The sequence below is a fragment of the Kitasatospora sp. NPDC023120 genome (assembly GCF_055560835.1).
This window is the reverse complement of the sequence record NZ_JBVHHY010000008.1, coordinates 133,883-158,168: the sequence shown is the minus strand read 5'-3', so window position 1 is coordinate 158,168 and position 24,286 is coordinate 133,883. Positions and strand designations below refer to the sequence as shown.

The 24,286-nt window shown below is 70.8% G+C and carries 22 protein-coding genes and 1 riboswitch; of the genes, 10 read left to right on the top strand and 12 right to left on the bottom strand.

The window, feature by feature from the left end; all coding sequences use genetic code 11:
- Positions 1-49: 49 nt before the first annotated feature.
- From ACZ3TI_RS14085 to ACZ3TI_RS14055, 7 genes are all read right to left on the bottom strand, one after another.
- Positions 50-1,096, bottom strand: a complete 1,047-nt coding sequence (locus ACZ3TI_RS14085; protein ID WP_465726462.1) for an ABC transporter ATP-binding protein — start codon at positions 1,094-1,096, stop codon at positions 50-52.
- Between the two features lie 34 nt (positions 1,097-1,130).
- Entirely contained in the window at positions 1,131-2,207 is a 1,077-nt protein-coding gene (locus ACZ3TI_RS14080) for an ABC transporter ATP-binding protein (RefSeq protein WP_465726461.1), read from the bottom strand.
- Positions 2,204-3,214: an ABC transporter permease gene (locus tag ACZ3TI_RS14075; protein ID WP_465726460.1), complete on the bottom strand. Its 1,011-nt coding sequence runs from the start codon at positions 3,212-3,214 to the stop codon at positions 2,204-2,206. The genes ACZ3TI_RS14080 and ACZ3TI_RS14075 overlap by 4 nt, the downstream gene beginning before the upstream one ends.
- Positions 3,215-3,312: 98 nt before the next feature.
- A complete protein-coding gene (locus ACZ3TI_RS14070) occupies positions 3,313-5,070 on the bottom strand; it encodes an ABC transporter substrate-binding protein (protein WP_465726459.1) in 1,758 nt (585 codons plus the stop codon).
- Between the two features lie 52 nt (positions 5,071-5,122).
- Positions 5,123-6,112 carry an ABC transporter permease gene (locus ACZ3TI_RS14065; protein WP_465726458.1) on the bottom strand — a complete coding sequence of 330 codons (990 nt, stop codon included), beginning with the start codon at positions 6,110-6,112 and terminating at the stop codon, positions 5,123-5,125.
- Positions 6,113-6,573: 461 nt separating this feature from the next.
- The gene (locus ACZ3TI_RS14060) at positions 6,574-7,512 is read right to left on the bottom strand and encodes an enhanced serine sensitivity protein SseB C-terminal domain-containing protein (protein WP_465726457.1); all 939 of its coding nucleotides are present in this window, start codon (positions 7,510-7,512) and stop codon (positions 6,574-6,576) included.
- A gap of 116 nt (positions 7,513-7,628) precedes the next feature.
- Positions 7,629-8,432: an enhanced serine sensitivity protein SseB C-terminal domain-containing protein gene (locus ACZ3TI_RS14055; RefSeq protein WP_465726456.1), complete on the bottom strand. Its 804-nt coding sequence runs from the start codon at positions 8,430-8,432 to the stop codon at positions 7,629-7,631.
- Positions 8,433-8,640: 208 nt separating this feature from the next.
- A riboswitch (glycine riboswitch) is annotated at positions 8,641-8,745 on the top strand.
- A 228-nt stretch (positions 8,746-8,973) separates the two neighbouring features.
- Between ACZ3TI_RS14055 and gcvT the strand changes: the two genes are divergently transcribed.
- The 7 genes from gcvT to ACZ3TI_RS14020 all read left to right on the top strand — a co-directional run bounded on the left by gcvT (position 8,974) and on the right by ACZ3TI_RS14020 (position 16,993).
- On the top strand, positions 8,974-10,095 hold the full coding sequence (gene gcvT / locus ACZ3TI_RS14050; protein WP_465726455.1) for a glycine cleavage system aminomethyltransferase GcvT: 1,122 nt from the start codon (positions 8,974-8,976) through the stop codon (positions 10,093-10,095).
- 99 nt (positions 10,096-10,194) lie between these two features.
- On the top strand, positions 10,195-10,572 hold the full coding sequence (gene gcvH / locus ACZ3TI_RS14045) for a glycine cleavage system protein GcvH (RefSeq protein ID WP_465726454.1): 378 nt from the start codon (positions 10,195-10,197) through the stop codon (positions 10,570-10,572).
- Positions 10,573-10,656: 84 nt separating this feature from the next.
- The gene (gene glyA, locus ACZ3TI_RS14040; protein WP_465726453.1) at positions 10,657-11,925 is read left to right on the top strand and encodes a serine hydroxymethyltransferase; all 1,269 of its coding nucleotides are present in this window, start codon (positions 10,657-10,659) and stop codon (positions 11,923-11,925) included.
- Positions 11,926-12,084: 159 nt separating this feature from the next.
- Positions 12,085-13,452 (top strand): L-serine ammonia-lyase, encoded by a 1,368-nt coding sequence (locus tag ACZ3TI_RS14035; protein ID WP_465726452.1) that lies wholly within the window; start codon positions 12,085-12,087, stop codon positions 13,450-13,452.
- Positions 13,453-13,624: 172 nt separating this feature from the next.
- Entirely contained in the window at positions 13,625-15,460 is a 1,836-nt protein-coding gene (locus tag ACZ3TI_RS14030; protein ID WP_465726451.1) for a hypothetical protein, read from the top strand.
- 45 nt (positions 15,461-15,505) lie between these two features.
- Positions 15,506-16,051 (top strand): hypothetical protein, encoded by a 546-nt coding sequence (locus tag ACZ3TI_RS14025; RefSeq protein WP_465726450.1) that lies wholly within the window; start codon positions 15,506-15,508, stop codon positions 16,049-16,051.
- Between the two features lie 30 nt (positions 16,052-16,081).
- On the top strand, positions 16,082-16,993 hold the full coding sequence (locus tag ACZ3TI_RS14020) for a hypothetical protein (RefSeq protein ID WP_465726449.1): 912 nt from the start codon (positions 16,082-16,084) through the stop codon (positions 16,991-16,993).
- 38 nt (positions 16,994-17,031) lie between these two features.
- Here the strand turns inward: ACZ3TI_RS14020 and ACZ3TI_RS14015 are convergent, their stop codons facing one another.
- The 3 genes from ACZ3TI_RS14015 to ACZ3TI_RS14005 form a co-directional block, all read right to left on the bottom strand.
- On the bottom strand, positions 17,032-17,970 hold the full coding sequence (locus tag ACZ3TI_RS14015) for a DMT family transporter (RefSeq protein WP_465726448.1): 939 nt from the start codon (positions 17,968-17,970) through the stop codon (positions 17,032-17,034).
- Between the two features lie 344 nt (positions 17,971-18,314).
- Positions 18,315-19,385 carry an AAA family ATPase gene (locus ACZ3TI_RS14010; RefSeq protein ID WP_465726447.1) on the bottom strand — a complete coding sequence of 357 codons (1,071 nt, stop codon included), beginning with the start codon at positions 19,383-19,385 and terminating at the stop codon, positions 18,315-18,317.
- Between the two features lie 54 nt (positions 19,386-19,439).
- On the bottom strand, positions 19,440-19,874 hold the full coding sequence (locus tag ACZ3TI_RS14005; protein ID WP_465726446.1) for an ATP-binding protein: 435 nt from the start codon (positions 19,872-19,874) through the stop codon (positions 19,440-19,442).
- Between the two features lie 163 nt (positions 19,875-20,037).
- Here ACZ3TI_RS14005 and ACZ3TI_RS14000 point away from each other — a divergent pair, with 163 nt between their 5' ends.
- From ACZ3TI_RS14000 to ACZ3TI_RS13990, 3 genes are all read left to right on the top strand, one after another.
- Positions 20,038-20,847, top strand: coding sequence for a helix-turn-helix domain-containing protein (locus tag ACZ3TI_RS14000; RefSeq protein WP_465726445.1), 810 nt, complete (start codon positions 20,038-20,040; stop codon positions 20,845-20,847).
- Positions 20,844-21,044 carry a DUF397 domain-containing protein gene (locus ACZ3TI_RS13995; protein ID WP_465726444.1) on the top strand — a complete coding sequence of 67 codons (201 nt, stop codon included), beginning with the start codon at positions 20,844-20,846 and terminating at the stop codon, positions 21,042-21,044. Before ACZ3TI_RS14000 ends, ACZ3TI_RS13995 begins: the two co-directional genes overlap by 4 nt.
- 210 nt (positions 21,045-21,254) lie before the next feature.
- On the top strand, positions 21,255-22,091 hold the full coding sequence (locus ACZ3TI_RS13990) for a hypothetical protein (protein ID WP_465726443.1): 837 nt from the start codon (positions 21,255-21,257) through the stop codon (positions 22,089-22,091).
- A 270-nt stretch (positions 22,092-22,361) separates the two neighbouring features.
- Here the strand turns inward: ACZ3TI_RS13990 and ACZ3TI_RS13985 are convergent, their stop codons facing one another.
- Together ACZ3TI_RS13985 and ACZ3TI_RS13980 are read right to left on the bottom strand one after the other, a co-directional pair.
- Positions 22,362-22,907 (bottom strand): ATP-binding protein, encoded by a 546-nt coding sequence (locus ACZ3TI_RS13985; RefSeq protein WP_465726442.1) that lies wholly within the window; start codon positions 22,905-22,907, stop codon positions 22,362-22,364.
- A gap of 139 nt (positions 22,908-23,046) precedes the next feature.
- On the bottom strand, positions 23,047-24,279 hold the full coding sequence (locus tag ACZ3TI_RS13980; RefSeq protein WP_465726441.1) for a L,D-transpeptidase: 1,233 nt from the start codon (positions 24,277-24,279) through the stop codon (positions 23,047-23,049).
- Between the last annotated feature and the right edge of the window lie 7 nt (positions 24,280-24,286).

The following is a 24,286-nucleotide window of genomic DNA, read 5'->3' as shown; positions in this document are numbered from 1 at the left end:
CCCTGCTCGGGGCAGGCCTAGTCGTTCCCCTCCCCTGCTCGGGGCAGGACTAGTCGTTCCCCTCGCCCTGCTCGGGGAAGTGGCACGCCACCTGGTGCCCGGTCTTCAGCGCCGTCAGCGGCGGCTCCTGGCCGGCGCAGATGTCCTGTGCCTTCCAGCAGCGGGTGCGGAAGCGGCAGCCGCTGGGCGGGTTGATCGGGGACGGGACGTCGCCGGTGAGCAGGATCCGCTCGCGCCCGGCGCGCTGGCGGCGGCGCGGGTCGGGGACCGGCACGGCGGACATCAGCGCGTTGGTGTACGGGTGCATCGGGGTGCGGTAGAGCGAGTCCCGGTCGGCGATCTCCACGACCTTGCCGAGGTACATCACCGCGACCCGGTCCGAGACGTGCCGGACCACCGAGAGGTCGTGCGCGATGATCAGGTAGGTCAGGCCGAGTTCCTGCTGGAGGTCGTCCAGCAGGTTGACCACCTGCGCCTGGATCGAGACGTCCAGCGCCGAGACCGGCTCGTCCGCGACGATCATCTTCGGCTTCAGCGCGAGCGCCCGGGCGATGCCGATGCGCTGGCGCTGGCCGCCGGAGAACTCGTGCGGGTAGCGGTTGTAGTGCTCGGGGCTGAGGCCGCACAGCTCCAGCAGCTCCTGGACGGCCTTCTTGAGCCCGCCCTCCGGCACCGCGTTCTGCAGCTTGAACGGCGCGCCGACGATGGTGCCGACGGTGTGCCGCGGGTTCAGCGAGGAGTACGGGTCCTGGAAGATCATCTGGATGTCGCGGCGCAGCGGCCGCATCGCCCCGACGCTCAGGTGGGTGATGTCGGTGCCCTCGAACTCGATCTTCCCGCCGGTCGGTTCGTCGAGCCGGGTGACCAGTCGGCCCATGGTCGACTTGCCGCAGCCGGACTCGCCGACGACGCCGAGCGTCTCGCCGGCGTTGACGGTGAAGTCGATGCCGTCGACGGCCCGGACCGCGCCGGTCTGGCGTCGCAGCAGTCCGCTGCGGATCGGGAAGTGCCGGGTCAGGCCGGTCACCTTCAGCAGCGGCTCGCGGTCGGAGGCGGGTGCCGGCGACGGGATCGGTGCCGCCTGAGTGTCCGTCATCGGTTCTCTCCAGAAAAGTGGTACGAGGCCGGGCTCACAGCCGGGGCGCGATCTCTTCGGCGAAGATGCGGTGCCGCTCGTCGGCCGGCAGGTGGCAGGCCGCGAAGTGCCCGGGGGCGGCCTCGGCCAGCACCGGGACCTCGCTCGTGGAGCGCCCGTCGGTCAGGGCGGCGTACGGGCAGCGCGGGTGGAAGGCGCAGCCCGTCGGCACGTTGATCAGGCTGGGCGGGGTGCCCTTGACCGGGACGAGCCGGTCCTGCAGCTCCCGGTCCAGGCGCGGCATCGAACCCAACAGGCCCCAGGTGTAGGGGTGTTCGGGCGCGTCGAAGAGGGTCTCGGCGGGTCCGCGCTCGATGCACTTGCCGCCGTACATGACCAGGATGTCGTCGGCCAGCTCGGCGACGACCCCGAGGTCGTGGGTGATGATGATGACGGCGGAGCCGAACTCCTCCTGGAGGTCGCGGATGAGGTCCAGGATCTGCGCCTGGACGGTGACGTCCAGGGCGGTGGTGGGCTCGTCGGCGATCAGCAGCGAGGGGTCGTTGACCAGGGCCATGGCGATCATCGCGCGCTGGCGCATGCCGCCGGAGAACTGGTGCGGGTAGTCGTCCACCCGGCGGTCGGGCTGCGGGATGCCGACGCGGTCGAGCATCTCGATCGCGCGGGCCCGGGCCTGCTTCTTGTTCGCCTCGGGGTGGTGGACCCGGTAGGCCTCGACGATCTGCTGCCCCACCGTGTAGTAGGGGTGCATCGCGGTCAGCGGGTCCTGGAAGATCATCGCCAGTTCGCGGCCGCGCAGTTGGCGCACCCGGTCCGGGCCGGCCGCGATCAGGTCCTCGCCGTTCAGCCGGATCTCGCCGCTGATCCGGGCCCGCTTGGAGCGGTGCAGGCCCATGATGCCGAGCGAGGTGACGGACTTGCCGGAGCCGGACTCGCCGACGATGCCGAGGGTGCGTCCCTTGTGCAGGTCGAAGCTGACCCCGTCCACCGAGCGGACCAGGCCGTCGTCGGTGTCGAAGTGGATCCGCAGGTCGCGCACGGACAGGAACGGGTCTCCGGACGGGGCCGAATCGGAAGCGGCGGCTGCCGTGGTCTTCTGGAGCTCGGTCACGAGAGCCTCACCCGGGGGTCGACGAGGGCGTACAGGAGGTCGACCACGAGGTTGCAGACGACGATGAAGAAGGCGGCCAGCAGGGTGACGCCGAGGATCTTGGGCAGGTCGTTGTCGGAGATCGCCTGGACGGCGAACTGGCCGACGCCCTGCAGCGAGAAGACCTGCTCGGTGATCAGCGCACCGCCGAGCAGCAGGCCGATGTCCATACCGAAGATGGTGACGATCGGGGTGAGCGCGGCGCGCAGCCCGTGCCGGGTGACGACCTTGCGCTCGGCCAGGCCCTTGGCCCGGGCGGTGCGGATGTAGTCCTCGCTCATGGTCTCCAGCATCCCGGCGCGGGTGAGCCGGGCGTAGAGCGCGGAGTAGAGGAAGGCCAGCGAGATCCAGGGGAGGATCAGGTTGCGGGCCCACATCAGCGGGTTGTCGGTGAAGTCGACGTACTGCAGGTTGTCCAGGATCGGCCACTCGTAGCTGAACAGCGTGAGCAGCAGCGCACCGGTGAAGAAGACCGGCAGCGAGACGCCGGCGAGGGCGACGCCCATGGAGAGCCGGTCGAAGATCGACCGCGGCTTGAGGGCGGAGACGACACCGGTGGCGACGCCGGAGACCAGCCAGAGCAGGGCCGCGCCGATGGCGAGCGAGATGGTGATCGGGATCCGCTTGGACAGCTCGGGCCAGACCTCCAGGTGGTTCTTGAAGGAGTAGCCGAAGCAGGGCACGTGGCAGGTCGCCGGTTCCGGCCCGAACTTGTACTCGGCGCCGCTGACCAGGCCCTTGAGGAAGTTCCAGTACTGGGCGTACAGCGGCTGGTCGAGGCCGAGGTTCTGCTTGACCGCCGCGATCGCCTCCGGGGAGGGGTTCTTCCCGATGTACTGGGCGGCCAGTTGGTCGGCCGTCTCGCCGGCGACGCGCGGGAGCAGGAAGAAGATCGCGAAGGTGACCGCGCTGACGACCAGCAGCAGAATCACCGCCGCGAAGATCCTGCGGATGATGTAGGCAAACACAGTTGGGCGGCTCCGGCGGCCCGCCGCCGTCCGGGATCCTCCGGACGGCGGCGGGCGCCGCTGCCTTCACCTGCCTTCAGGGATGCGGAGCCAGGCTCTTACTTGGTGGTGCCGATGTTCAGGTAGTCGTACTGGCCCGAGAACGCCGGGTTGGAGCCCACGTTGGTGGCGCTGTCCGGGCGGTACAGGAAGACCTTGAAGTAGGTCAGCGGGACGATGACCGCCTGCTCCATGACCTTCTTGTCGATGTCCGCGTAGATCTTCTCGCGGGCGGCCTTGTCCGGGTTGACGGCGGCGTCGTCGATCAGCTTGTTGACCGCCGGGTCGTTCAGCTGGGACAGGTTGCTGTTGCCGGAGGCCTTGATCGCGCGGCCGTCGACGACCTGCTGCAGGAAGCCGTAGCCGGTCGGCCAGTCCGCGGCCCACTGCATCATCATCAGGCCGATGTTGTGGTCCTGGGTGAACTGCGGGGCGCCGGCGCTGTCGGTCAGGTACTTGCCCTGCGGGTACTGCTGGATCTCGGCGTTGATGCCGACCTTCTTCAGCGCGGCCTGGATCGAGGTGGCGGCGGCGACCTCGGTGGCGCGCTCCGTGCGGGCGGAGATGACGGTGTTGATGCTGTCCTTGCCGCAGGCCTTCAGGGCGTCCTTGGCCTTGGCCTCGTCACCCTTGTTGTCCTTGGTCTCGAACAGGTTGAAGTCCTGGTGGCCCGGGATGTCCGGCGGGAGCACCGTGTTGGCGACGGCGCCGCGGATCGGGCCGCCCTCGGCGGTCTGCACCGAGACCTTGTCGATCGCGAACTGGACGGCCTTGCGGCAGTCGACGTTGTCGAACGGCGCGACCTTGGTGTTGATCGCCAGGTAGGCCAGGCGGCCGCCGTAGGCGTTGTCGGTGCTGGCCTTCAGCTTCGGGTTCTGCAGGATCTGCGCCTGGGTCTGCGGGTCGACGCCCTGGCCCACCAGGTCGACCTGGGCGTTGCCGGCCAGCAGGTCCTTGTCGATGGTGGCCTGGTCGATGTTCATCTTGAGCACGATCTTGTCCGGAAGCTGCTTCCGGATCGGGTCGGTGCTCTTGTCCCAGTTGGTGTTCGGCACCAGGACGGCCTGCTTGCCGTCCTCGTAGGACTCGAACTTGAAGGAGCCCGAGGACACGATGTGCTTCACGTAGTCGGCACCGGTGTCCTTGGCCTGCGGGACCGGCGCGGTCTGCGGGGCGCTGACCAGGTAGTCGAAGTCCGCGAACGGGTGCTGCAGGTGGAAGACGATCGTGGTCTCGTCCGGGGTCTCGATGGACTTGAGGTCGCCCTCCTTGTCCTTGTACGGGCCCGCGTACGGCGTCGGGTTGTCGACCAGCAGGTCGTGGAAGTAGGTCGGGCCGTTGGAGTTCACGTCCGGCGCGAAGTTGGAGCGCTCGATGGCGTACTTGACGTCCTTCGAGGTGATCGGGGTGCCGTCGTCGTACTTCAGGCCCTTGCGCAGCTTGTACGTCCACGTCAGGCCGTCCGCGCTGGGCTGGCCCATCGACTCCGCGAGGTCCGGGACGAGCTTGTTGCCCTCCTCGCCGGCGGCCGGGTTGAAGGTGGTCAGCGGCCGCGCGTACAGGCGCGAGAAGTTGTAGATGTACGCGTAGTACGTGTTGCCCGGGTCGAGCGAGTCCGGGGTGCCCTTCATCTCGAAGGTGACCGTCCCGCCCTTCTTGTCCGAGGCGTTGACGATGTTCTTGGTGGCCGCGTCGGCGCCGGCGCCCGAAGCGGAGGACGACGAGGAGCCGCCCTTCGACGAGCTGTTGCAGCCGGTGACGACCAGGACCGCGGCGGCGGCCGCCGCGGTCAGGGCGACGGTACGGGACCTACGCATGGGTGAGATCAACCCCTTGGGGATGTGGAGGAGGGAGGGTCCTGACGACGCGTCAGTTGCTCTTGGGATCGAGGGCGTCGCGGAGCCCGTCGCCGAGCAGGTTGAAGGCGAGCACGGTGATGAAGATCGCCAGACCGGGGACCACCATGTACTGGGGGTCCACCTGGTAGTACCGGATCGCGTCCTGGAGCATCCCGCCCCAGGAGGCCTGCGGAGGCTGGATGCCGACGCCGAGGAAGCTCAGCCCCGCCTCGAAGAGGATGTTGGTCGGGATCAGCAGGGTCGAGTAGACCAGGATCGGACCGACCAGGTTGGGCAGCAGTTCCTTGAACAGGATGAACGGGCCGCGGGCCCCGAGGCTGCGGGCCGCGTGGACGAACTCGCGCTCGCGCAGCGAGAGCGTCTGGCCGCGCACGATCCGGCCCATGTAGGGCCAGTTGAAGAAGCCGATCACGAAGATCAGCACCATGATGTGCAGCGGGAGGCCGTGCAGGCCGAACGCGCCGCCCTGCAGCGAGGTCGAGATCGCGATCGCGAACAGCAGCAGCGGGAAGGCGAGGAAGACGTCCATGACGCGGCTGATCAGCGTGTCCACCCAGCCGCCGTAGTAGCCGGCCATGACGCCGAGCACGGTGCCGATGGTGTTGGACAGCACGGTCGCGCCGAATGCGACCAGCAGGGAGACCCAGGAGCCCTCGATGACGCGGGTCAGCAGGTCGCGGCCCTGCAGCGGGTCGACGCCGAGCGGGTGGTCCAGGCTCATGCCGCCCCAGTCGCCGAACGGCAGACCTCCGAGGTTGGCGTCCAGCAGGTCCTGGTTGAGGGCGTCCGGGTCGAGCCCGAACATCGCCTCGATCGGCTTGGCCAGCAGGGCGAGCAGGATCAGCAGGATCACCACGACGCCGCCGGCGACGGCGGCCTTGTCCCGCTTGAAGCGGGTCCAGGCGATCTGGCCGAGGGAGCGGCCCTCGATCTTCTTGGCCGGGCCGGCGGGGGCTGCTGCCTCCGGTTCGTTCCCGGCGGTGGTCACGGATGCGGTCATGGTGTCAGTTGGTCCCCTCGCCGACGGTGGCCGGCCCACGGGTGCCGGTCGCCGGCTTCGGCGGTGCGGCTGCGGACGTGCGAAAGGTGCTAGGAGGAGCGGGTGTTCGCGGCAGTGCGTCGTGCACAGGCACTGCCGCCACGCGGGATGGGCTTCGCGTGGACGAGCGGGTCGGCGTGCGCGCTCACCTTTGTGGGGTTCCAATGCGCGGTGCGTTGCGCAGAACTCTCTGCCATGCGACTTGTCTTACGCCAGACCTGACAACCGACAGATGCCCAACTGTGATCTGCAGGCATGCACCTCACCTGTCACCGGCATATCACTCTTCACATGGCTGTAACAGGCATGTCAAGATAACCGGACGCCCACACTCGGAAATTCGCCCCGAAAGCATCGAAGCCGACTTGACGGACAATCAAGTCGGCTTCGCGGTGGGATTTAGGCGAGAAGGAGCGCGGCAATCAACGCCCGGGGTAGCCGGGCCACGGCCGCTGGGCGTGCTGGGGCTGCTGCTGCCAGCCCGGCGCGGGCGGCTGCGTGCCGTACGCCCACCCCGGTGTCGGCTGCCCCGGCATCGACTGCCCCGGGTACGCGGGCGGCGGCACCGGCGGGTACGGACCGGTCGCCGGGCGTCCGGCCTCCCGGTCGAAGAACGGCCGCGAGTTGGCGCGCATCCACAGCGCCACCGGGTCGTACTCGTCCGACATCGCCACGGTGGACACCGCGAGCCCCTCCGGGGCCACCGCGATCGCCCGCTGCATCAGCGCGCGCACCGCCTCCACCGCCGGCGGCGAGCTCTCGTACAGGTCCAGACCGATCGCCAGGTACGGCTCCCCCACCGCCGGCTGCACCCAGGCCCGGCGCAGCGCCCGTACCGCGCGCACCTCGCCGGCCTGCCGCTCCAGCAGCGCGAAGAACTGCTGGGCGTTGAGCTGCGGCTCGCTCAGCTTCAGCGGACCGGCGGGCAGCCGGTCCAGGCCCGCGGCGATCCGCCGCAGGTCCGCCCAGGGCACGCCGACGCCGCCGCCGGGGGCGTGCGGGTTGAGCCACAGGCCCCAGCGGGTGCGGTACAGCGAAGCGGCGATCTCACGGCCGGAGATGACCTCGTGGGCCCGTGCCCAGCCGGAGGCGGCCAGCTGCTCGGGCGAGGTGACGGCCGGCGCGTAGCCGTGGCCGCTGATCTCCATGTTCCCGTACTGTGCCTCCGGGCTGCCCGGCGTGCCGTGCCAGAGCAGCATCCAGACCCGGCCGTCCGCCAGCGCGTGCAGCAGCCGCTCGTACGCGTCGTAGCGCTCGGGCGCGACCTCGCGCAGGGCGTGCTCCAGCACGCCCGGATCCGCTCCCGGGCGCCCGGCCGGTGCCTGGCCCCAGGGCCCGCCCGCTCCCGTTCCCGCACTCATGCGCCCACCTCGCCGCGCCTCTTTCCTCGAACCCGCCGGCCCGTCGGCCGTCTGCACGCACCCTATGGCGCGGCACCGGCCACCGCCACGGCGACGTGCCTCTGATACGAACCCGCTCACACCCGCGTGTAGAAAGGCATTACCCGGGTGAGCAGCCACTCGACCACCGGGTCGTCGGCGAGGTCGAGCAGTACGAGGTGGACGCCGCCCGGCAGCGGCGCGGTTCCCAGCGCCCGGCCGAGCGCGTCGTTCACCGCGGCCGGGTCGGCCGGGGCCGCCGGATCCAACTGGACGCCCACGAACATCACGGTCGGCTCGCCCTCGATGCTGGCCAGCGCCCGGCGGGCGGTCAACACCCCGGGAAGGGCCGACAGTTCGGCCCGGCAGGCGGCCAGGAAGTGTTCCGGGTCCTCGCCCGCCACGGGCTCGCGCAGCGCCACCCGACCGCCGGTCGGCGCCGCCTGGTCCTCGGCTCCGTCCCAGCGGTCGTCCCGCGGACCGCGGCGCAGCTCGGCCACACCCTGCGGCGGCACCGGGATGCCCACCGGCGCCTCCGGGTTCACCGCGATGCCCACGCCCAGCGGCAGCCCGCGGGCGAACTCCCAGACCGGCGCGATCGCGAAGGCCATCCCGGGCGCCTGCTGCAGGAACACCTCCTGCGAGGAGAACACCGGCACGTACGGGTCACCGGCCAGCTCGATGGTCGGCAGGTCCAGCGACTGCCCCTGCGGGTCCGCCCCGGCGGGCAGCGGCACCCACACCTGGCTGCGGGCCAGCACCTCGATCACCCGCGGCGTCGCGCCCGGGTCGCCCAGGGCCGCGGTCAGCACCTGCTCCAGCTCGTTGGCCGGCCACGAGCCGCCCGCCGGCGCCGCCTCCGGACCGCCCCACCCCTGCTGCTGTTCCACCGGGTACCCCATGCGCCGCCGATCCCGCCCTCTGCCGCTCGGCCGCCCTCTGCTGCGCCGACGCGGAGCAGTCTAGGGCCCGAGGAGGCTCTCCCTAGGGCTCGTGTTCGGTCCCGAGCCGTGTGACCGGGTCCCCCCTCCCCTCCTCGCCCGGGACGTGCCATGATGTCCGCGTCCGACGGCATGCGCCGCGGGCCCCCACAACTCCATACCGGCCGCTCGAACCCGCGCGGGAGAGCCCGGAGTGCCGCACCAGCGGCACAGCCGGCGCCGAAGGAGCAAGTCCTCCCCGGAATCTCTCAGGCCCCCCTACCGCACGGGTTAGGCACATCTGGAAAGCGGCGCACGGCCCTGTCGCGCGCCCACCCACGGTGCAAGCCGCCATGCTGTCCTCCAAGCTGGAAACAGCTGCGGGCCGGCGGCGGTGAAGCTCTCAGGTTCGACGACAGATGGGGAGACCCACGCCGCCGCATGCCCGCGCGCAGGGTCGGCCCCGAGCGGGACCGGTCCGGCGCGTGCACCCCTGAGTGCCCCGACCGAGGAGTTCCTGGCCATGTCGTCCCTCCGCCTGACCGCGCTCGACGCGCTGCACCGCGCCCTCGGCGCGACCATGACCGACTTCGCCGGCTGGGACATGCCGCTGCGCTACGGCAGCGAGCGCGAGGAGCACCTCGCCGTCCGCACCAAGGCCGGTCTGTTCGACCTCTCCCACATGGGCGAGATCACCGTCACCGGCCCGCAGGCCGGCGAGATGCTGGACCACGCGCTGGTCGGCTTCGTCTCCGCGCTGGGCGTGCTGCGCGCCCGCTACACCATGATCTGCGCCGAGGACGGCGGCATCCTGGACGACCTGATCGTCTACCGCCTGCGCGAGGACGCCTTCCTGGTCGTCGCCAACGCCTCCAACGCCCAGCTGGTCCTCGACGAGCTGATCGCCCGCGCCAAGGGCTTCGACGCCGTCGTCACCGACGACCGCGACACCTACGCGCTGATCGCCGTCCAGGGCCCGGAGTCCACCGCGATCCTGGCCGAGACCACCGACGCGGACCTGCCCGGCCTGAAGTACTACGCGATCCTCCCGGCCCAGGTGGCCGGCCGCGACGTGCTGCTCGCCCGCACCGGCTACACCGGCGAGGACGGCTTCGAGATCTTCTGCCACCCGGTCGACGCCGAGCCGATCTGGCAGGCCCTGACCGCCGCCGGCGAGGGCCGCGGCCTGATCCCGTGCGGCCTGTCCTGCCGCGACACGCTGCGCCTGGAGGCGGGCATGCCGCTGTACGGGCACGAGCTGTCCACCGACCTCACCCCGTTCGACGCCGGCCTGGGCCGGGTCGTCCGCTTCGACAAGACCACCAACGGCGGCGCCTTCATCGGCCGCAAGGCGCTGGAGCAGGCCGCCGCCGCGGCCGAGACCAACCCGCCGCGGGTGCTGGTCGGCCTGGTCTCCGAGGGCAAGCGCGTCCCGCGCGCCGAGTACACCGTGGTCTCCGCCGACGGCGCCCCGATCGGCCGGATCACCTCCGGCGCGCCCTCCCCGACGCTGGGGCAGCCGATCGCGATGGCCTACGTCGACGCGGCCCACGCCACCCCCGGCACCACCGTCGCGGTGGACGTGCGCGGCAAGCACGAGCCGGTCCAGGTCGTGGCGCTGCCGTTCTACAAGCGCGCCCGCTGACCGAGCGCGCACCCGCCTTTCCCCCATATCCGCACGTCGAAGCCGTCCGAGCGGCGGCCCGCTTCGTCGTACCCGCTTCCCATCCTGGAGAATGACGCCATGAGCAACCCCCAGCACCTGCAGTACACCGAAGAGCACGAGTGGCTGACCACCGCCGCCGCGGGCGAGACCGCGACCGTCGGTATCACCCAGCACGCCGCGGACGCGCTCGGTGACATCGTCTACGTGCAGCTGCCCGAGGTCGGCGACGAGGTGACCGCCGGCGAGACCTGTGGCGAGCTGGAGTCGACCAAGTCGGTCAGCGACCTGTACTCCCCGGTGACCGGTGAGGTCGTCGAGGTCAACCAGGACGTCCTGGACGACAACAGCCTGGTCAACAGCGCCCCCTTCGAGGGCGGCTGGCTGTTCAAGGTGCGTGTGGCGTCCGCCGGCAAGCTGCTCAGCGCGGACGAGTACAACACCTTCATCAAGGCCTGACCCGCTGGTGACCGGGCGGGCCGCGCGCGCGTCGGCCCGCCCCCACCGTGGCCCCCTTTCCTCCTCCACCGGGAAGAACACACCATGACGGTTCTCAACCAGTCCCTGCACGCCCTCGACCCGGAGATCGCCGCCGCGGTCGACGCCGAGCTGCACCGCCAGCAGACCACCCTGGAGATGATCGCCTCCGAGAACTTCGCCCCGGTGGCGGTCATGGAGGCCCAGGGCTCGGTGCTCACCAACAAGTACGCCGAGGGCTACCCCGGCCGCCGCTACTACGGCGGCTGCGAGCACGTCGACGTGGTCGAGCAGATCGCGATCGACCGCATCAAGGCCCTGTTCGGTGCCGAGCACGCCAACGTCCAGCCGCACTCCGGCGCGCAGGCCAACGCCGCCGCGATGTTCGCGCTGATCCAGCCGGGCGACACCATCCTGGGCCTGAACCTGGCCCACGGCGGTCACCTGACCCACGGCATGAAGATCAACTTCTCCGGCAAGCTCTACAACGTGGTCGCGTACCACGTGGACGAGAAGACCGGCCAGGTCGACATGGCCGAGGTCGAGCGCCTCGCCAAGGAGCACCAGCCGAAGCTGATCATCGCCGGCTGGTCCGCCTACCCGCGCCAGCTGGACTTCGCCGAGTTCCGCCGGGTCGCCGACGAGGTCGGCGCGCTGCTCATGGTGGACATGGCGCACTTCGCCGGCCTGGTGGCCGCCGGGCTGCACCCCAACCCGGTGCCCTACGCGGACGTGGTCACCACCACCACCCACAAGACCCTGGGCGGCCCGCGCGGCGGCGTCATCCTGTCCAAGGCCGAGTACGCCAAGAAGATCAACTCCGCGGTCTTCCCCGGTCAGCAGGGCGGCCCGCTGGAGCACGTGATCGCCGGCAAGGCGGTCGCCTTCAAGGTCGCGGCCTCGGAGGAGTTCAAGGAGCGCCAGCAGCGCACCCTGGAGGGCGCGCGCATCCTGGCCGAGCGCCTGCTGCAGGAGGACGTCGCCGAGGCCGGCGCGTCCGTGCTGTCCGGCGGCACCGACGTCCACCTGGTCCTGGTCGACCTGCGCAACAGCCAGCTCGACGGCCAGCAGGCCGAGGACCGGCTGCACGAGGTCGGCATCACGGTCAACCGCAACGCCATCCCGAACGACCCCCGCCCGCCGATGGTCACCTCGGGCCTGCGCATCGGCACCCCGGCCCTGGCCACCCGCGGCTTCCAGGCCGAGGACTTCCGCGAGGTCGCCGACATCATCGCCGAGGCGCTCAAGCCCGCCTTCGACGAGACCGTCGCCTCCGCGCTGAAGGCCCGCGTCACCGCGCTGGCCGAGAAGTACCCGCTGTACCCCAACCTCTGATCACTCCCGTGATCGTCCGGGCGGAGTGACCGGCCTCACCCCGCCACGGCAGCTGGGACCCCGGGGCACCGCGCACACTTGGTAGTGCGCGCGGTGCCCCGACCCGTGTCGGCCCCCCGCCCGCCCGTTCCTCCACGAGACCAGACAAGGACGTCCTCCGTGGCCATCAGTGTCTTCGACCTCTTCTCCATCGGCATCGGCCCGTCGAGCTCCCACACCGTGGGCCCGATGCGCGCCGCCCGCATGTTCGCCCGCCGACTGCGGTCCGAAGGCCTGCTGGCCCAGGTGACAGCCGTGCGCGCCGAGCTGTACGGCTCGCTCGGCGCCACCGGCCACGGCCACGGCACGCCGAAGGCCGTCCTGCTCGGCCTGGAGAACAACTCACCCCGCACCGTCGACGTCGACCAGGCCGACAAGGACGTCGAGCGGATCACCGCCGAGAAGAGGATCAACCTGCTCGGCGAGCACCCCATCGGCTTCGACCCCGACAGCCAGCTGGTGCTGCACCGCCGCCGCTCGCTGCCGTACCACGCCAACGGGATGACCCTCTGGGCCTTCGCCGCCGACGGCTCCACGCTGCTGGAGAAGACCTACTACTCGGTCGGCGGCGGCTTCGTCGTCGACGAGGACGCGATCGGCGCCGACCGGGTCAAGCCGGACGACACCGCGCTGCGCTACCCCTTCCGCACCGGCGAGGAGCTGCTGCGGCTCACCCGCGAGACCGGGCTGTCGATCTCCGGCCTGATGCTGGAGAACGAGAAGGCCTGGCGCAGTGAGGAGGAGATCCGCACCGGGCTGCTGGAGATCTGGTCCGTGATGCAGGAGTGCGTGCGGGCCGGCATGACCCGCGAGGGCATCCTGCCGGGCGGTCTCAAGGTCCGCCGCCGGGCGGCCGCGGCCGCGCGGACGCTGCGTGCCGAGGGCATCGGGCCCGCCAACGCGATGGAGTGGGTGACCCTCTACGCGATGGCGGTCAACGAGGAGAACGCCTCCGGCCGCCGGGTGGTCACCGCACCGACCAACGGCGCGGCGGGGATCATCCCGGCCGTACTGCACTACTACCTGAACTTCATCCCGGGCGCCGACGACGAGGGCATCGTCCGCTTCCTCCTCGCGGCCGGCGCCATCGGCATGCTGTTCAAGGAGAACGCCTCCATCTCCGGCGCCGAGGTCGGCTGCCAGGGCGAGGTCGGCTCGGCCTGCTCGATGGCCGCGGGCGGCCTCGCCGAGGTCCTCGGCGGCACCCCCGAGCAGGTCGAGAACGCCGCCGAGATCGGTATCGAGCACAACCTCGGCCTCACCTGCGACCCGGTCGGCGGCCTGGTCCAGATCCCCTGCATCGAGCGCAACGGCATGGCGTCGGTCAAGGCCGTCACCGCGGCCCGGATGGCGCTGCGCGGCGACGGGCGGCACCACGTCTCGCTGGACAAGGCGATCAAGACGATGAAGGAGACCGGCGCCGACATGAAGATCAAGTACAAGGAGACCTCGCGCGGCGGCCTCGCCGTGAACGTCATCGAGTGCTGACCAGGCACGGAACCGGACACCGGACCGTGCGCTGACCGTGCGCCGGTCCGGTGCGCCCCGGCCCCCGGGTGGAGCTCCCCTCCGCCCGGGGGCTTTCGCATTTTTACCTTCCGACGGCCCGTCAGGGGGTCCATAATCTCGGCCAGTCGGTTCACGCCAGAGGGGGAGGCGGATGACCTTTCAGCCCGGGCCGGTGCGGCCCGCCGAGCCGCCCGTACCGTCCACCGAGCCGTCTCCGCCGCCACCACCGACCTCGCCGTTCGAGAAGTCCGAGGCCACCCGGCTGCTCTGCGCCGGGGTGTACCTCGACCCGGACTACCGGCGGCGCGTCATCACCGAACTGGTCGAGCACGACGAGCGGTCCGTCCCGCCGTCCCTGGGCTTCGACCTGGTCACCGTCCTCGCGCACGCCCTCCGGGCCCGGGCGCTGGAGCTCCGCACCGGCGCGCTGCTCGCCGCGATCTGGCTCGGCTTCCTCTACGCCGAGTACCAGCCACTGATCGACGACCCGCCGTCCGGCAGCTACTGGTCGTCGTACGCGGACCGGCTCAGCGGCGGGTACTCGCTCGGTGCGTACGGACGGGCGACGGTGACCGAGGTCGTGTTCGGCACGATCGCCCACTTCCTCACACCGTTCGCGGCGAACTTCGCCTTCCTCTACGTCCTGGTCAGCCTGCTGTCCTGGTACACCAAGCCCGCGGAGGTCCGGGACCACGCGCTCTACGCCCCCGCCTCGCACACGACAGCCGCGGCGCCCCAGGCGTCCAGGGCCTCCGGCGATCCCCAGGAGGCCGGCGCCCGCCGTGCCGCCACGGGGCTCCTCTCCGCGCTCGCCGCGCTCGCCCAGATCCTCTACTGGGTCGTGGCGCTGCTCGCGCTGAAGGAGTCGAGGACAGCGGGCGTGCTGTTCCCGCTGGCGCTCGCCGCGACGGTCGGCGGGCACCGCCTGCTGGTCGCCCAGACCATCCGCAAGGAGCTGACCCGCGACGAGTTCCGGCGGCAGCCCACCCGCCGACTGCCCGCCCGGGCGCGCTACCAGCGGCTGCGGCAGTCCATCGGCGGCGAGCAGTACTCGCAGCTCGTGGTCTACGACCCGGCCGACCCCTTCCTCGGCTTCGGGTTCCCCTTCAGCATCTGGTCGTTCACCCTGGAGCTGAAGCGGCGCAAGACCGGTCCGGTGGCCCCCGAGGGCGGTCTCACCGGCCGGGCCGTCCTCGACCTGGTCATCCCACGCCTGGCGGCCCTGCGACAGGCCGCCGGCGAGACCAGCCTGGACCGGCTGAAGGACCTGGAGATCGAGCACGTCGTCTACCTCCCGTGCGGTCCGGCGCGCGGCGAGGTCCTGCGCACGCCCGAGGAGGTCGCCCGGCACATCGCCGAGGCGGTGGACGAGGGCGGCGAGCGGCGCCGGCACTTCCTGCGGGTGCGGGTCGGCGCCTGGGACGAGCAGCTGGTGCTGACCGTGCAGTTGCGGGTGCACACCCAGGGGAACCTGCTGATGGTCGAGGTCGTCCCGCACGTGCTCGGGCCGGTCCTCCGCGAGTACGAGCTGCTCGCGGACGCGGTGGCCCAGCAGGGCGCCCGACCGGGCCGCCGTGCCCCGGCGACGTCCGCGTTCACCGCCGGACCGGCCGCGCTCCGCTCGCTGCTGCACCCGGGAGGCGGCCGGGCGGCGGGCGGCACCGCCGAGGACGACCTGCTGCTGGTGGCCGCCCGGCCGGTCGTCTCGCTGCGCGAGGTCGCCACCTCGTCGACCGTGTCGATCTTCCAGGAGCTGGACGTCAGCCGGTACCTGAAGTCGATCGAGGAACGGATCCTCGAGGGCGTGCGCGTCGCACTCGAGCAGACCGGGTACGAGACCGACCGCTTCGAGCAGACCGTGATCCAGGTGATGCAGGGCGGGATCCACATCGGCTCGATGAGCGGCGGCGCCGTCGCCACCAACGGGGGCACCGCGCAGTCGGGCGGCGCCCCGGCGGCACCGCCCGCCGGAGGCAAGCCCTCCTAGGCGGGCGGTGGATCCGCCGACAGGAACAGGGAGTCGGGACTTCGGATGAACGAGGAGCAGAACATGCGGCACGACGAGGAGGAGACTCCCCCGGCACCGCCCGGCGGCGGGGTGTCGATCGGCGCGATGACCGGCGGAGCCGTCGCCTCGGGCGCCGGTGCCCGCGCGGAGGACCGCTCGCAGCGGGCCGGGGTGTCCGAACCGCTGCCGGACCTGAGCGGCCTGACGGTGCCCGCCCCGGCACCCGGCGGGGTGTCGATCGGTGCGATGACCGGCGGGGCGGTCGCCGCCGGGGAGCACGCGACGGCCGTCGACGCCTCGACCCGCCTCACCGCCCCGGCCCGCGAACTCCTGGCAGCGGTCCGCGAGTTGCGGGGTCAGCTGCCGATGTTCACCCGGGCCGAGGGTAACGGGGTGGCCGAGGTGGAACGGGAGCTGGACGCCGTCGACACCGCCCTCGAACAGACCGGCTCGGCGCCCCGGACCAGGCTGGAACGACTCCGCGATCTCCTGCGGAGCTCGACCACGGTAGTCTCCGGACTCGCCTCGGCACTGGCGGTCGTCCAAGCGATCGAGCAGTTCCTGGGCTGAACGCGATCGGTAACCACGGGGGGAACGGCCATGACCGGCAAGTACTGGGACAAGAACAGCCAGCAGTGGGTGAGCCACCCACCGGCGGGCAGCGCGGCACCGCCGCCCCCGGCGACTCCCCCCGCGACGCCTCCGGTGACGCCCCCGCCGCCGTCCGCCCCGCCCCTTCCCCCGCCGCCCCCGGTGGCCCCTCCGCTGATCACGCCGCGCGCGCCCCGGCCGGAGGGTCCGCCGCCCACCGGGGAGCGGCGCTCCCGGCGGGTGCTGGTCGCCGCCCTCGGCGGGGCGCTCGTCGGCGTGCTCGCGGGCGGCGGCGGGTACCTGCTGACGCGCCACGAGGGCGGCACCAAGCCGGTCGGCGCCGCCGCCGTGACGGGCGCGCCCACCCACCCGGCATCCGGCTCCCACTCCTCCTCTCCGTCCCCCACGGCCACCGGATCGCCCTCCCCCACGGCCACCACCCCGGCACCCACGCCGACCCCCACCGGACCGCACTTCAACCGGGTCCAGGACCTGAACGGCTTCACCCTCCTCGTCCCGGACGGCTGGCAGCGGAGGGAGCAGAACGGCTCCACGTTCTACGAGACCCCGGACCAGTCCAGCCTGGTCCAGGTGTTCTCCATGACCACCCAGTCCCCGTACGAGCAGGCCAAGTCGATCGACGCCAGCCTCGCGGAGACCAAGGCCTCCGCGGGCTACCGCCGTCTCCGGCTGGAGCAGACCGCCAACGGCACCGCCGAGCTGGAGTACTCCTACAACCACGCCGAGACCGGCACCGTCCGGCGGGCGGTCGACCACATCCTGGTCGGCCCGAACGGCGTCGCCTATTCCGTCATCGTGGCCGGCCCGGAGGGCGAGTGGACCACCCGCCTCCAGGCCCTCCGCGACGCGGAGCTCACCGGCTTCTGCTTCACCGCCCAGTGCCCGGCGGCCACCGGCTGACCCCCGTCCGGCCGCCGGGCCTCCTCCCGGCGAGGGGTTCAGCCCCGCCGGCGGGCCGGCAGGGCCAGGAAGGCCAGCCCGCCGGCCAGGACGACGAGGCCGCACCAGGAGACGGCGGGCAGCCGCTCGCGCAGGGCTGCCACCCCCAGGACGGCGGCGACGGCGGGCTCGGCGAGCGTCAGGGTGGTGGCCGTCTGGGCGGTGGTGTGCCGCAGGCCGTGGCCGAACAGCCGGTACGCGAGGAACGTGGTGATCACCGCCAGGTGCAGGACCACGCCCGCCCCGCGCACCGAGGCCAGCCACGCCGGGTCACCGGTGAGCAGCACCGGCAGGACCAGCAGCACCCCGCCGCCGAACATCGCGCCCATCACCCCGCCGGACGGCCGCCCGGCCGCGATCAACCGCCCGCCGATCAGCGAGTACACGGCGTACGAGAGCCCCGAGAGCGCCGCCAGCAGCACCCCGAGCAGGTCCACCGCCGCGCCGCGCCCGGCGAGTTCGGGGCCCAGCACCAGGACGGCACAGCCGAGCACGGCCAGCGCGGTGGCCCCGGCCCAGCGCCCACCCGGCCGCCCCTGCCGGGCGAGCCACCCGAGCAGCCCGGTGAACACCGGCGCGCTGCCCAGTGCGATCACCGTCGCGACCGCCACCCCGGTGCGGGTCACCGCCGGGTAGAAGGTCAGCGGGTACCCGGCGACCGCGACCGCGCCGAGCACGAGCAACCGCCGGTCGCGCGGGCCGCAGGAGCGGGGCAGCTCACGGGCGGAGCGGTCGGTGAGGAACAGCAGCAGCCCGCCGAGCACCAGGGCGGCGGCCCCGATCCCAGCCGCCGGGGCGCCGCCGGGCGCCAGCGAACTCGCGGTCCCGGTGGTGCCCCAGAGGACGGCGGCGATCAGGATCGGCACCGCGCCGCCGCGCGGGCGGTGGTGGAGAGCAGGGGCGGCCGGGCGGGCAGGCGAGGACAAGCGATTCGGCACAGTCGTGAACTTCCGTCGTCGAAGACCGTCGGGAACTGGTTCCGAGAACGGACGCACGCCACCGGCCCACGGCGGCCGCCATCAGGCCGAGCCGGGGTCGCAGGGGATCAAGCCACCGAAGCGCGCGCCCGTCAGGCGCTGAGCGGTGGCAGCACGGCGTGCCAGTACAGGTTCACGGGTCGATCGTACCGACCCGTCAAGGCTGTGCCTCACCGCCTCCGATGGCGAGCGCGAGCTTCCACATGCCGGTGGAGGGATTGACCTCGTGCTCGCTCCCCGGTTCAGCCAGCAGCTTGAGTCGCTGCCTCGACTCCCGCTGCCCCGCCTGGCTGGTCAGCGAGGTGTCAAAACAGGGACGCTTGCGTCCGCTCGGCTTGGCAGCCCTTGCCATCATTGTCCCCCCGCGCCGCCACGGCGCTGGCAAAGTTGTCGTCGATGTACGGCACACCGCCGTAGCTCCCGCTGAGATACCGGCGCTCGCGGTTCTCCTCCTGGCGTGGCTTGAATTCAGCGAGGGCGAACAATTCGGTCTCGCCGTACTCGTTCTTCTCCACGAACCAGACCTGATCCCGACGCAGGATCTCATCACCGTCGGCTCGGCCGAGCAGGCTGGCATCATGGGAGGTGAAGATCAGCTGAGCACCGTTCGGGTTGGTCGCTGAATTCTGGAAGAGCCCGATCAGGCGCGCGGTCAGAATGGGGTGGAGGCTCGAATCGATTTCATCCACCACGAAGGTCCCGCCCCATCGGAGCACCGACATGAAGCGGGGCGCCTGCCGCAGCAGAGCCTGCGTTCCCTCGGACTCGTCGGACAGATCCATCCTGACGATCCCGTCACGCCCGCGATGCCCTATCCACGGGCGCACGACCTCACGCGGTCCTCGCTCCTCAAGCTCCGCCAGCATGCGCGGTGGGATGCGCGAACCGTACCGCTTCCGCAACTCCTCCTCATCAAGCAGCACACGCTCCGTACCGCATTCCGCGATTCCGAGGTCCGCGGCCTGCAGCAGGCTGACGAGCTCGGGGTGCCGGTCCAGGTTCTCAAGGATCCGCGCTGTGCCGAGCATGCCCATGCGCCGGCTGAAGAGGAGGCTACGGGCGAACCAGTCGTACACCGGCCGGAAGTCCTGCTGCCGTGAGCGCGCCGCGAGGGACATGAAGAGGACGTTGGGCTCCGTGATGTTCTCGACCAGCTCAAGCTCTCGCCGGTGCTGTGAGTCGCCGATTTCCACGCCGTCGACCGAACGCTCGAAGATCTTGCGCTTCCTGCCATGGGGGAAGCTGTGGAGCCATTCGTCGACCACCCGGTCGTCATCCACGCTGAACCCGTAGGCGTAGCGGATTCCATCGATCAGCAGGTCCGCCACGTACCAGGACGGTTCGCTGCGCGCGGCCGCGTCGAGGCGGGCTGCCATCACCTGCGCGGGAAGTCGGCCGGGCCGACTTCCGGCGCAGGTGGTGGGGGGCGGTCAGTCGTGCGGGTTGGCCGGGGTGGGGAGGGCGAGTTCGCACCAGGTGGTCTTGCCGATGTAGCCCTCACCCCGGGCGTGGGAGCCCCAGGAGGTGGCGAGCGCCGCGACGAGTTCGAGGCCCCGGCCGGACTCGTCGTCGAGGGCCGCCTGGCGGAGGGTCGGGAGCTCGGGGTTCGCGTCGGAGACCTCGATCCGGAGCAGGGAGCAGGTGGGGAGGAGAACGCGCACGCCGATCATCCGGTCACGCGGGGAGCGGGCATGGCGGCAGGCGTTGGAGACGAGCTCACTGAGGAGGATCAGCGCGGTCTCCGCCGATTCGACGGGCACCTCCCATTCGAAGGCCATCCGGAGGAAGCGGATCCGGGCACGGCCGGCACTGCGGGGCAGGCGGGGGAACATCCACTCGACGGCGTCGACGGGCTGAGTGAGCATCAGAGTCCTTGGAGGGGTATACGGACGGCTTCACTCACAAGGGCTGAGTTCGGCCATTTCACCCTTCAAGGGTCGGCGGGCGGGCATAGCCTCAGCAGTTACACCGCTGGTACAGCGAGAGCTTGAACCGCCCTGTGACCAGGGCAGGGAGGGGCACCGGGCCGTGAGCACTCCGAAGGAAAACCCGATGTCGTGGAAGTACTGCGGCGACCAGCTCAAGCGGTGGCGTGCCCAAGCGGGCGTGACCCGGGAGCAGTTGAGTGCGGCGGCCTGCTACGACATCGAGAGCGTGCGGTCGATGGAGGCGGGGAGGCGAAAGCCGTCGCTCAAGTTGCTTCAGGTGGCAGATGAGTTGTGCAATGCGAAGGGGATGTTGGCAGCAGCCCACCCGTACCTCCTACCGGAGGTCAGGCCAGCGCGCAGTGATGCCTTCTTTGATGTCGAGAAGGAGGCAGCTGCCTGCTACTTCTACGAAGCCCTTCACATTCCAGGCTTGTTGCAGACCGAGAACTATGCCAGGACTCTTCTCAGCCACCACATGCCACCCGTGGGCAGTGCCATCATTGAGGAGCGCCTGGCGTTTCGCCTCAATCGACAAGAGCGGCTCATGGAGCCCGAGGTGCTGTTCAGCTTCACCATCTACGAAGCGGCCCTCCATGTTTCCATCGGCGGCAAGGAGGTCATGAAGGAGCAGCTCCACCGGCTGCTTGAGTTCGAGGACTCACGCAACATCCGGATCCAGATCGTACCTATCGCGCAGGTGAGCCCTTCCGGACTGCCGGGATCGCTCACAATCTTGGAAACGATCAACAATGAGCAGTATGCGTACGTTGAGACGCACATGACGAACGCCCTCCACTCCGAACCGCAACTCGTGGGCGCGCTCAGCCGACGCCACGCAATGATCCGCTCCCAGGCCCTGAACCCACGGGAGTCAGCACAGCTCATCCGAAAGACACTGGAGCAACTATGAACGTCGCCATGCCGTGGTTCCGTTCCAGCCACAGCGACCTCGATAGTGGCAACTGCGTCGAGGTCGCCCACTCCCCCTCCGCCGTCCACGTCCGGGACTCCAAGGACAAGGCCGGCCCGAGCCTCACCTTCTCCCCCGAGGCGTGGTCCGCCTTCGTCGCCTTCGCGCCCGAAGCTCAAGCCACCAAGCCCGAGTGACCCCTTAGTGGAATGGATGGGTAACCACCTTCCAACCACCCTTGCACGCAGCAGATATGACTAATCGTCACGACTTCACCATGGCTCGTCGCGCCGTGTAGCGTGCGCACCAACGAAACAACCCCCGCCGGTGCTACCAACACCGAACGGGGGTCTGACCGACACGATCGAATGCGAGTCGATCCTGTGGCTACCCACGACTGTACCGCCATGGCCGCGCCCGGGTACGGCAAGCAGTCCGCCCCGGACCAACACCCCCGCGCCGCGAGCGACTTCACCCACCTCCCGGCGCGCGAGGCGTACCTCGCCTCGCTCGTCGACCACCTGCCCGACGGCGCCGCCATGGACGTCAAAACGCTCGCCGCCCTCCAGCCCCACTACGGGCAGATGGCGTGCCGTACGGCCCTCAACAACCTCTCCGCCGCAGGTCACCTGCGCCGTGTCCGGGAGCGCATCAGCTCCAAGGACTGCCGATGGGTGTTCCGCACCTACTTCTCCCGCACCCCTCGCTCCGACGCCTGGTGGGGGCGCTTCCTCGCCACGGGCGAGGCGTCAACGGCCACCGCGCCGGATCCCCCGCAGGAGCGAACGCTCAACCGCACGCCCCCCGCCTCGGCCGCCTATGCCGCCCTCGCCGGCCTCGGCGTCGCGGACACCCGCCTCGCCCTCTCGGCCGCCGACTGCGCGGCCCTCGAACCGCTCGCCGCCGAGTGGCTGGCCCGGGGCGCCACGTCCGCCCTCTTCACGGCCGCGCTCACCGCAGGCCTGCCGCCGGACGGCGTCCACAGCCCGCTCGGCTTCACCCGTCACCGCCTGCTCGACAAGATGCCCCCGGAGCGCCCGCTCCCTCAGCAGCAGCCCATCCGGATCATCGAGTGCACCGGCTGCCGGGCCCCCTGCCGCCCGCACGCCCTCCTGGGCGGCCTCTGCCGCGCCTGCCGTGGCACCCCCAAGGCCCCACCGACCCGCCGGGGGCTCTCGCCGGCCACCGTCCGGGCACACGCCGCCCGCGCCCGCGAAGCGGTGATCACATCTCCGAGATCGTGAATATTCACAGGTAGCGGCGTTAACGTATGCAAAATCCAAAGGTGAAGTAGGTTACAAACCTTGCAATCCAAGCCGCCCGGTTTGCCCACATGCTGAGATCCGTGCAATAGTCAAGGCATCGAACTTCGGCGGGCCCGACCTGGCACTGCCGACGCCCATCGCGCGACACGCACCCCCTTGGCCGCGCGATGACTTGCAGGGGCCCCCTCCGCCGGACCACGGCGAATCCGGGGGCCCTGCGTGTTTTCCGGGCCGGACGGCCCGTGCCGCTCAGTGCCGCTCGCGCACCTTGAGCTCGAACCAGACCCCCTTGCCCCGCGGCAGCAGGTCCGCGCCCCAGCGGTCGGCGAGGTCGTCGACGATCCTCAGCCCGCGCCCGCGCTCGTTGACCGGCCTGGGCTCGGCGAGGATCATGCAGGGCAGCGCCCGGGAGGAGTCCCGGACCTCGATCCGCAGCCAGCCCGGCTTGCGGCTGACGTGCAGACCGATGGTGCGCCCCGCGGCGTGCCGTACCGCGTTGGACACCAGCTCACTGGTGAGCAACTCCCCGGCCTCCAGGTACTGGTGGAGGTCCCAGGACTCCAGGACGGACAGCACCAGCCGCCGGGCCACTGGGCCCGACTCCGGCCGGGACGGCAGCCGGACCTCACTCGGCGAGGACTGGTCGCACAGCCTGCCGGAATACAGCTCCTGCAGCTCCTCGGAGCTGAGCCGCTCCAGCGCCGAGAGCGCTCCCTGGACGTCGATCCAGGACGCCTCGGCGACCGTGCCGGCCCCGGGAACCGATGACTGATCTGTTTCGCCCCAACCCGCCATGCGGACCATCATTGCGGAACGCAAGCAGCCGCGTACGGACAATGAGCAAACGATCTCCCCCGGGTCGGCATATGCCGGAAGCAAGGAGGGGGTCGCCCCGGGCCGAGCTCCGTCAAGCCCGAGTTGACCCCCGGCCGTCCTACCAGGCGCTCCACGGGAGGGTCCAGCCGCTCAGCCCGTTCGAGGGGTCGAGCTTCTCCTTCTTGATGGAGTTCTTGACGATCACCACGTCCCCGATGATCGAGCTCTCGTAGAACTTGCCCATCGACGTGGAGTCCCCGCCGCCCTCGACGTCCTTGAGGCCGACGCAGCCGTGGCTGACGTTGTCGCCACCGAAGATGCTGTTCCTGGCCCACCAGTTGCCGTGCACGTACGTGCCGGAGGTGGTGAGACGCATCGAGTGCGGCACCTGGAGGTCGTAGGGCGCGCCGGTCATGCCGGGCAGGGTGCTGGACTGCATCCGCACCGTGCCCTCCTTGGACATGACGGTCATGGTGCCGTTCCAGGTGGGGTGGTCGTCCGAGCCGGAGGTGATGTCGATGTCGGAGCTCTGGCCGTCCCGCACGACGGTCATCTTGTGCGCGGCGGCGTCAACCGTCGAGATCTGGGATCGCCCGATCGTGAAGGGCTCGTCCCGGTCCGAGCCGCCGTAGACGCCCGGAGCGATCTCCACGCTCTTCAGCCGGTAGTGCACGTTCACCTTGGTGCCCGGCTTCCAGTAGCCCTCGGGACGGAAGTCCACCCGGCGGTCGCCGAACCAGTGGCCCTTCACCACGGTGCCGTTGTCGGTCTCGAAGGTGATGCCCTTGGCGACCGCTTCCTTGTTCTTGACGTCCTTGGTGAACTCCACCGAGACGATCATGCCGACGCCGTACGTCGCGTTGTTGTCGACGTTGTCGGAAGCCTTGGCCTGGGCCTCCGGCGTCAGCGTGGTGAAGCTGCTGTCCGCCTCGGCGACCACGCCGTTGGCGTCCGCCGCCATCGCGCTGACCTGGTAGGCGGTGCCCACCGAGAGACCGACCGACGGGGTCCAGCTCGCACCGTCCGCGGCGATGGTGCCGGGCACCTCCTTGCCGGCCTTGTCGCTCACCTTGACGGTGGTGAGCTTGCCGCCCGTCGCACCGACCTTGAGCGCGCTCGGCGCCACGTCCACCGCGCCGGTCTTGGGCTCGATGTTCACCACGGCCTGCGACACCTTCGGCACCGCGCTGGTGGGCGCCGCCGCCGGCGGCTGGGAGGTGGCCGCGCCGGCCCCCAGGTCGGCCTTGGCCGCGCTGCCGCCGCCCCCGCCGTCACCGCCACCGCAGGCGGCCGTCAGCACCATCGCTCCGCCGACCAGGCCGGCGGCCACCACTCTGCGTATCGACCTCACGTCGATC

Bases quoted from the DNA above. Each gene is read 5' to 3' on its own strand.
- ACZ3TI_RS13985 (WP_465726442.1), bottom strand. From the start codon at position 22,907: ATGGCGGGTTGGGGCGAAACAGATCAGTCATCGGTTCCCGGGGCCGGC.
- ACZ3TI_RS14070 (WP_465726459.1), bottom strand. From the start codon at position 5,070: ATGCGTAGGTCCCGTACCGTCGCCCTGACCGCGGCGGCCGCCGCCGCG.
- ACZ3TI_RS14020 (WP_465726449.1), top strand. From the start codon at position 16,082: ATGACCGGCAAGTACTGGGACAAGAACAGCCAGCAGTGGGTGAGCCAC.
- ACZ3TI_RS14055 (WP_465726456.1), bottom strand. From the start codon at position 8,432: ATGGGGTACCCGGTGGAACAGCAGCAGGGGTGGGGCGGTCCGGAGGCG.
- gcvH (WP_465726454.1), top strand. From the start codon at position 10,195: ATGAGCAACCCCCAGCACCTGCAGTACACCGAAGAGCACGAGTGGCTG.
- ACZ3TI_RS14005 (WP_465726446.1), bottom strand. From the start codon at position 19,874: ATGCTCACTCAGCCCGTCGACGCCGTCGAGTGGATGTTCCCCCGCCTG.
- ACZ3TI_RS14030 (WP_465726451.1), top strand. From the start codon at position 13,625: ATGACCTTTCAGCCCGGGCCGGTGCGGCCCGCCGAGCCGCCCGTACCG.
- ACZ3TI_RS14065 (WP_465726458.1), bottom strand. From the start codon at position 6,112: ATGACCGCATCCGTGACCACCGCCGGGAACGAACCGGAGGCAGCAGCC.
- ACZ3TI_RS13995 (WP_465726444.1), top strand. From the start codon at position 20,844: ATGAACGTCGCCATGCCGTGGTTCCGTTCCAGCCACAGCGACCTCGAT.
- ACZ3TI_RS14060 (WP_465726457.1), bottom strand. From the start codon at position 7,512: ATGAGTGCGGGAACGGGAGCGGGCGGGCCCTGGGGCCAGGCACCGGCC.
- gcvT (WP_465726455.1), top strand. From the start codon at position 8,974: ATGTCGTCCCTCCGCCTGACCGCGCTCGACGCGCTGCACCGCGCCCTC.
- ACZ3TI_RS14010 (WP_465726447.1), bottom strand. From the start codon at position 19,385: ATGGCAGCCCGCCTCGACGCGGCCGCGCGCAGCGAACCGTCCTGGTAC.
- ACZ3TI_RS13990 (WP_465726443.1), top strand. From the start codon at position 21,255: ATGGCCGCGCCCGGGTACGGCAAGCAGTCCGCCCCGGACCAACACCCC.
- ACZ3TI_RS14085 (WP_465726462.1), bottom strand. From the start codon at position 1,096: ATGACGGACACTCAGGCGGCACCGATCCCGTCGCCGGCACCCGCCTCC.
- ACZ3TI_RS14025 (WP_465726450.1), top strand. From the start codon at position 15,506: ATGAACGAGGAGCAGAACATGCGGCACGACGAGGAGGAGACTCCCCCG.
- glyA (WP_465726453.1), top strand. From the start codon at position 10,657: ATGACGGTTCTCAACCAGTCCCTGCACGCCCTCGACCCGGAGATCGCC.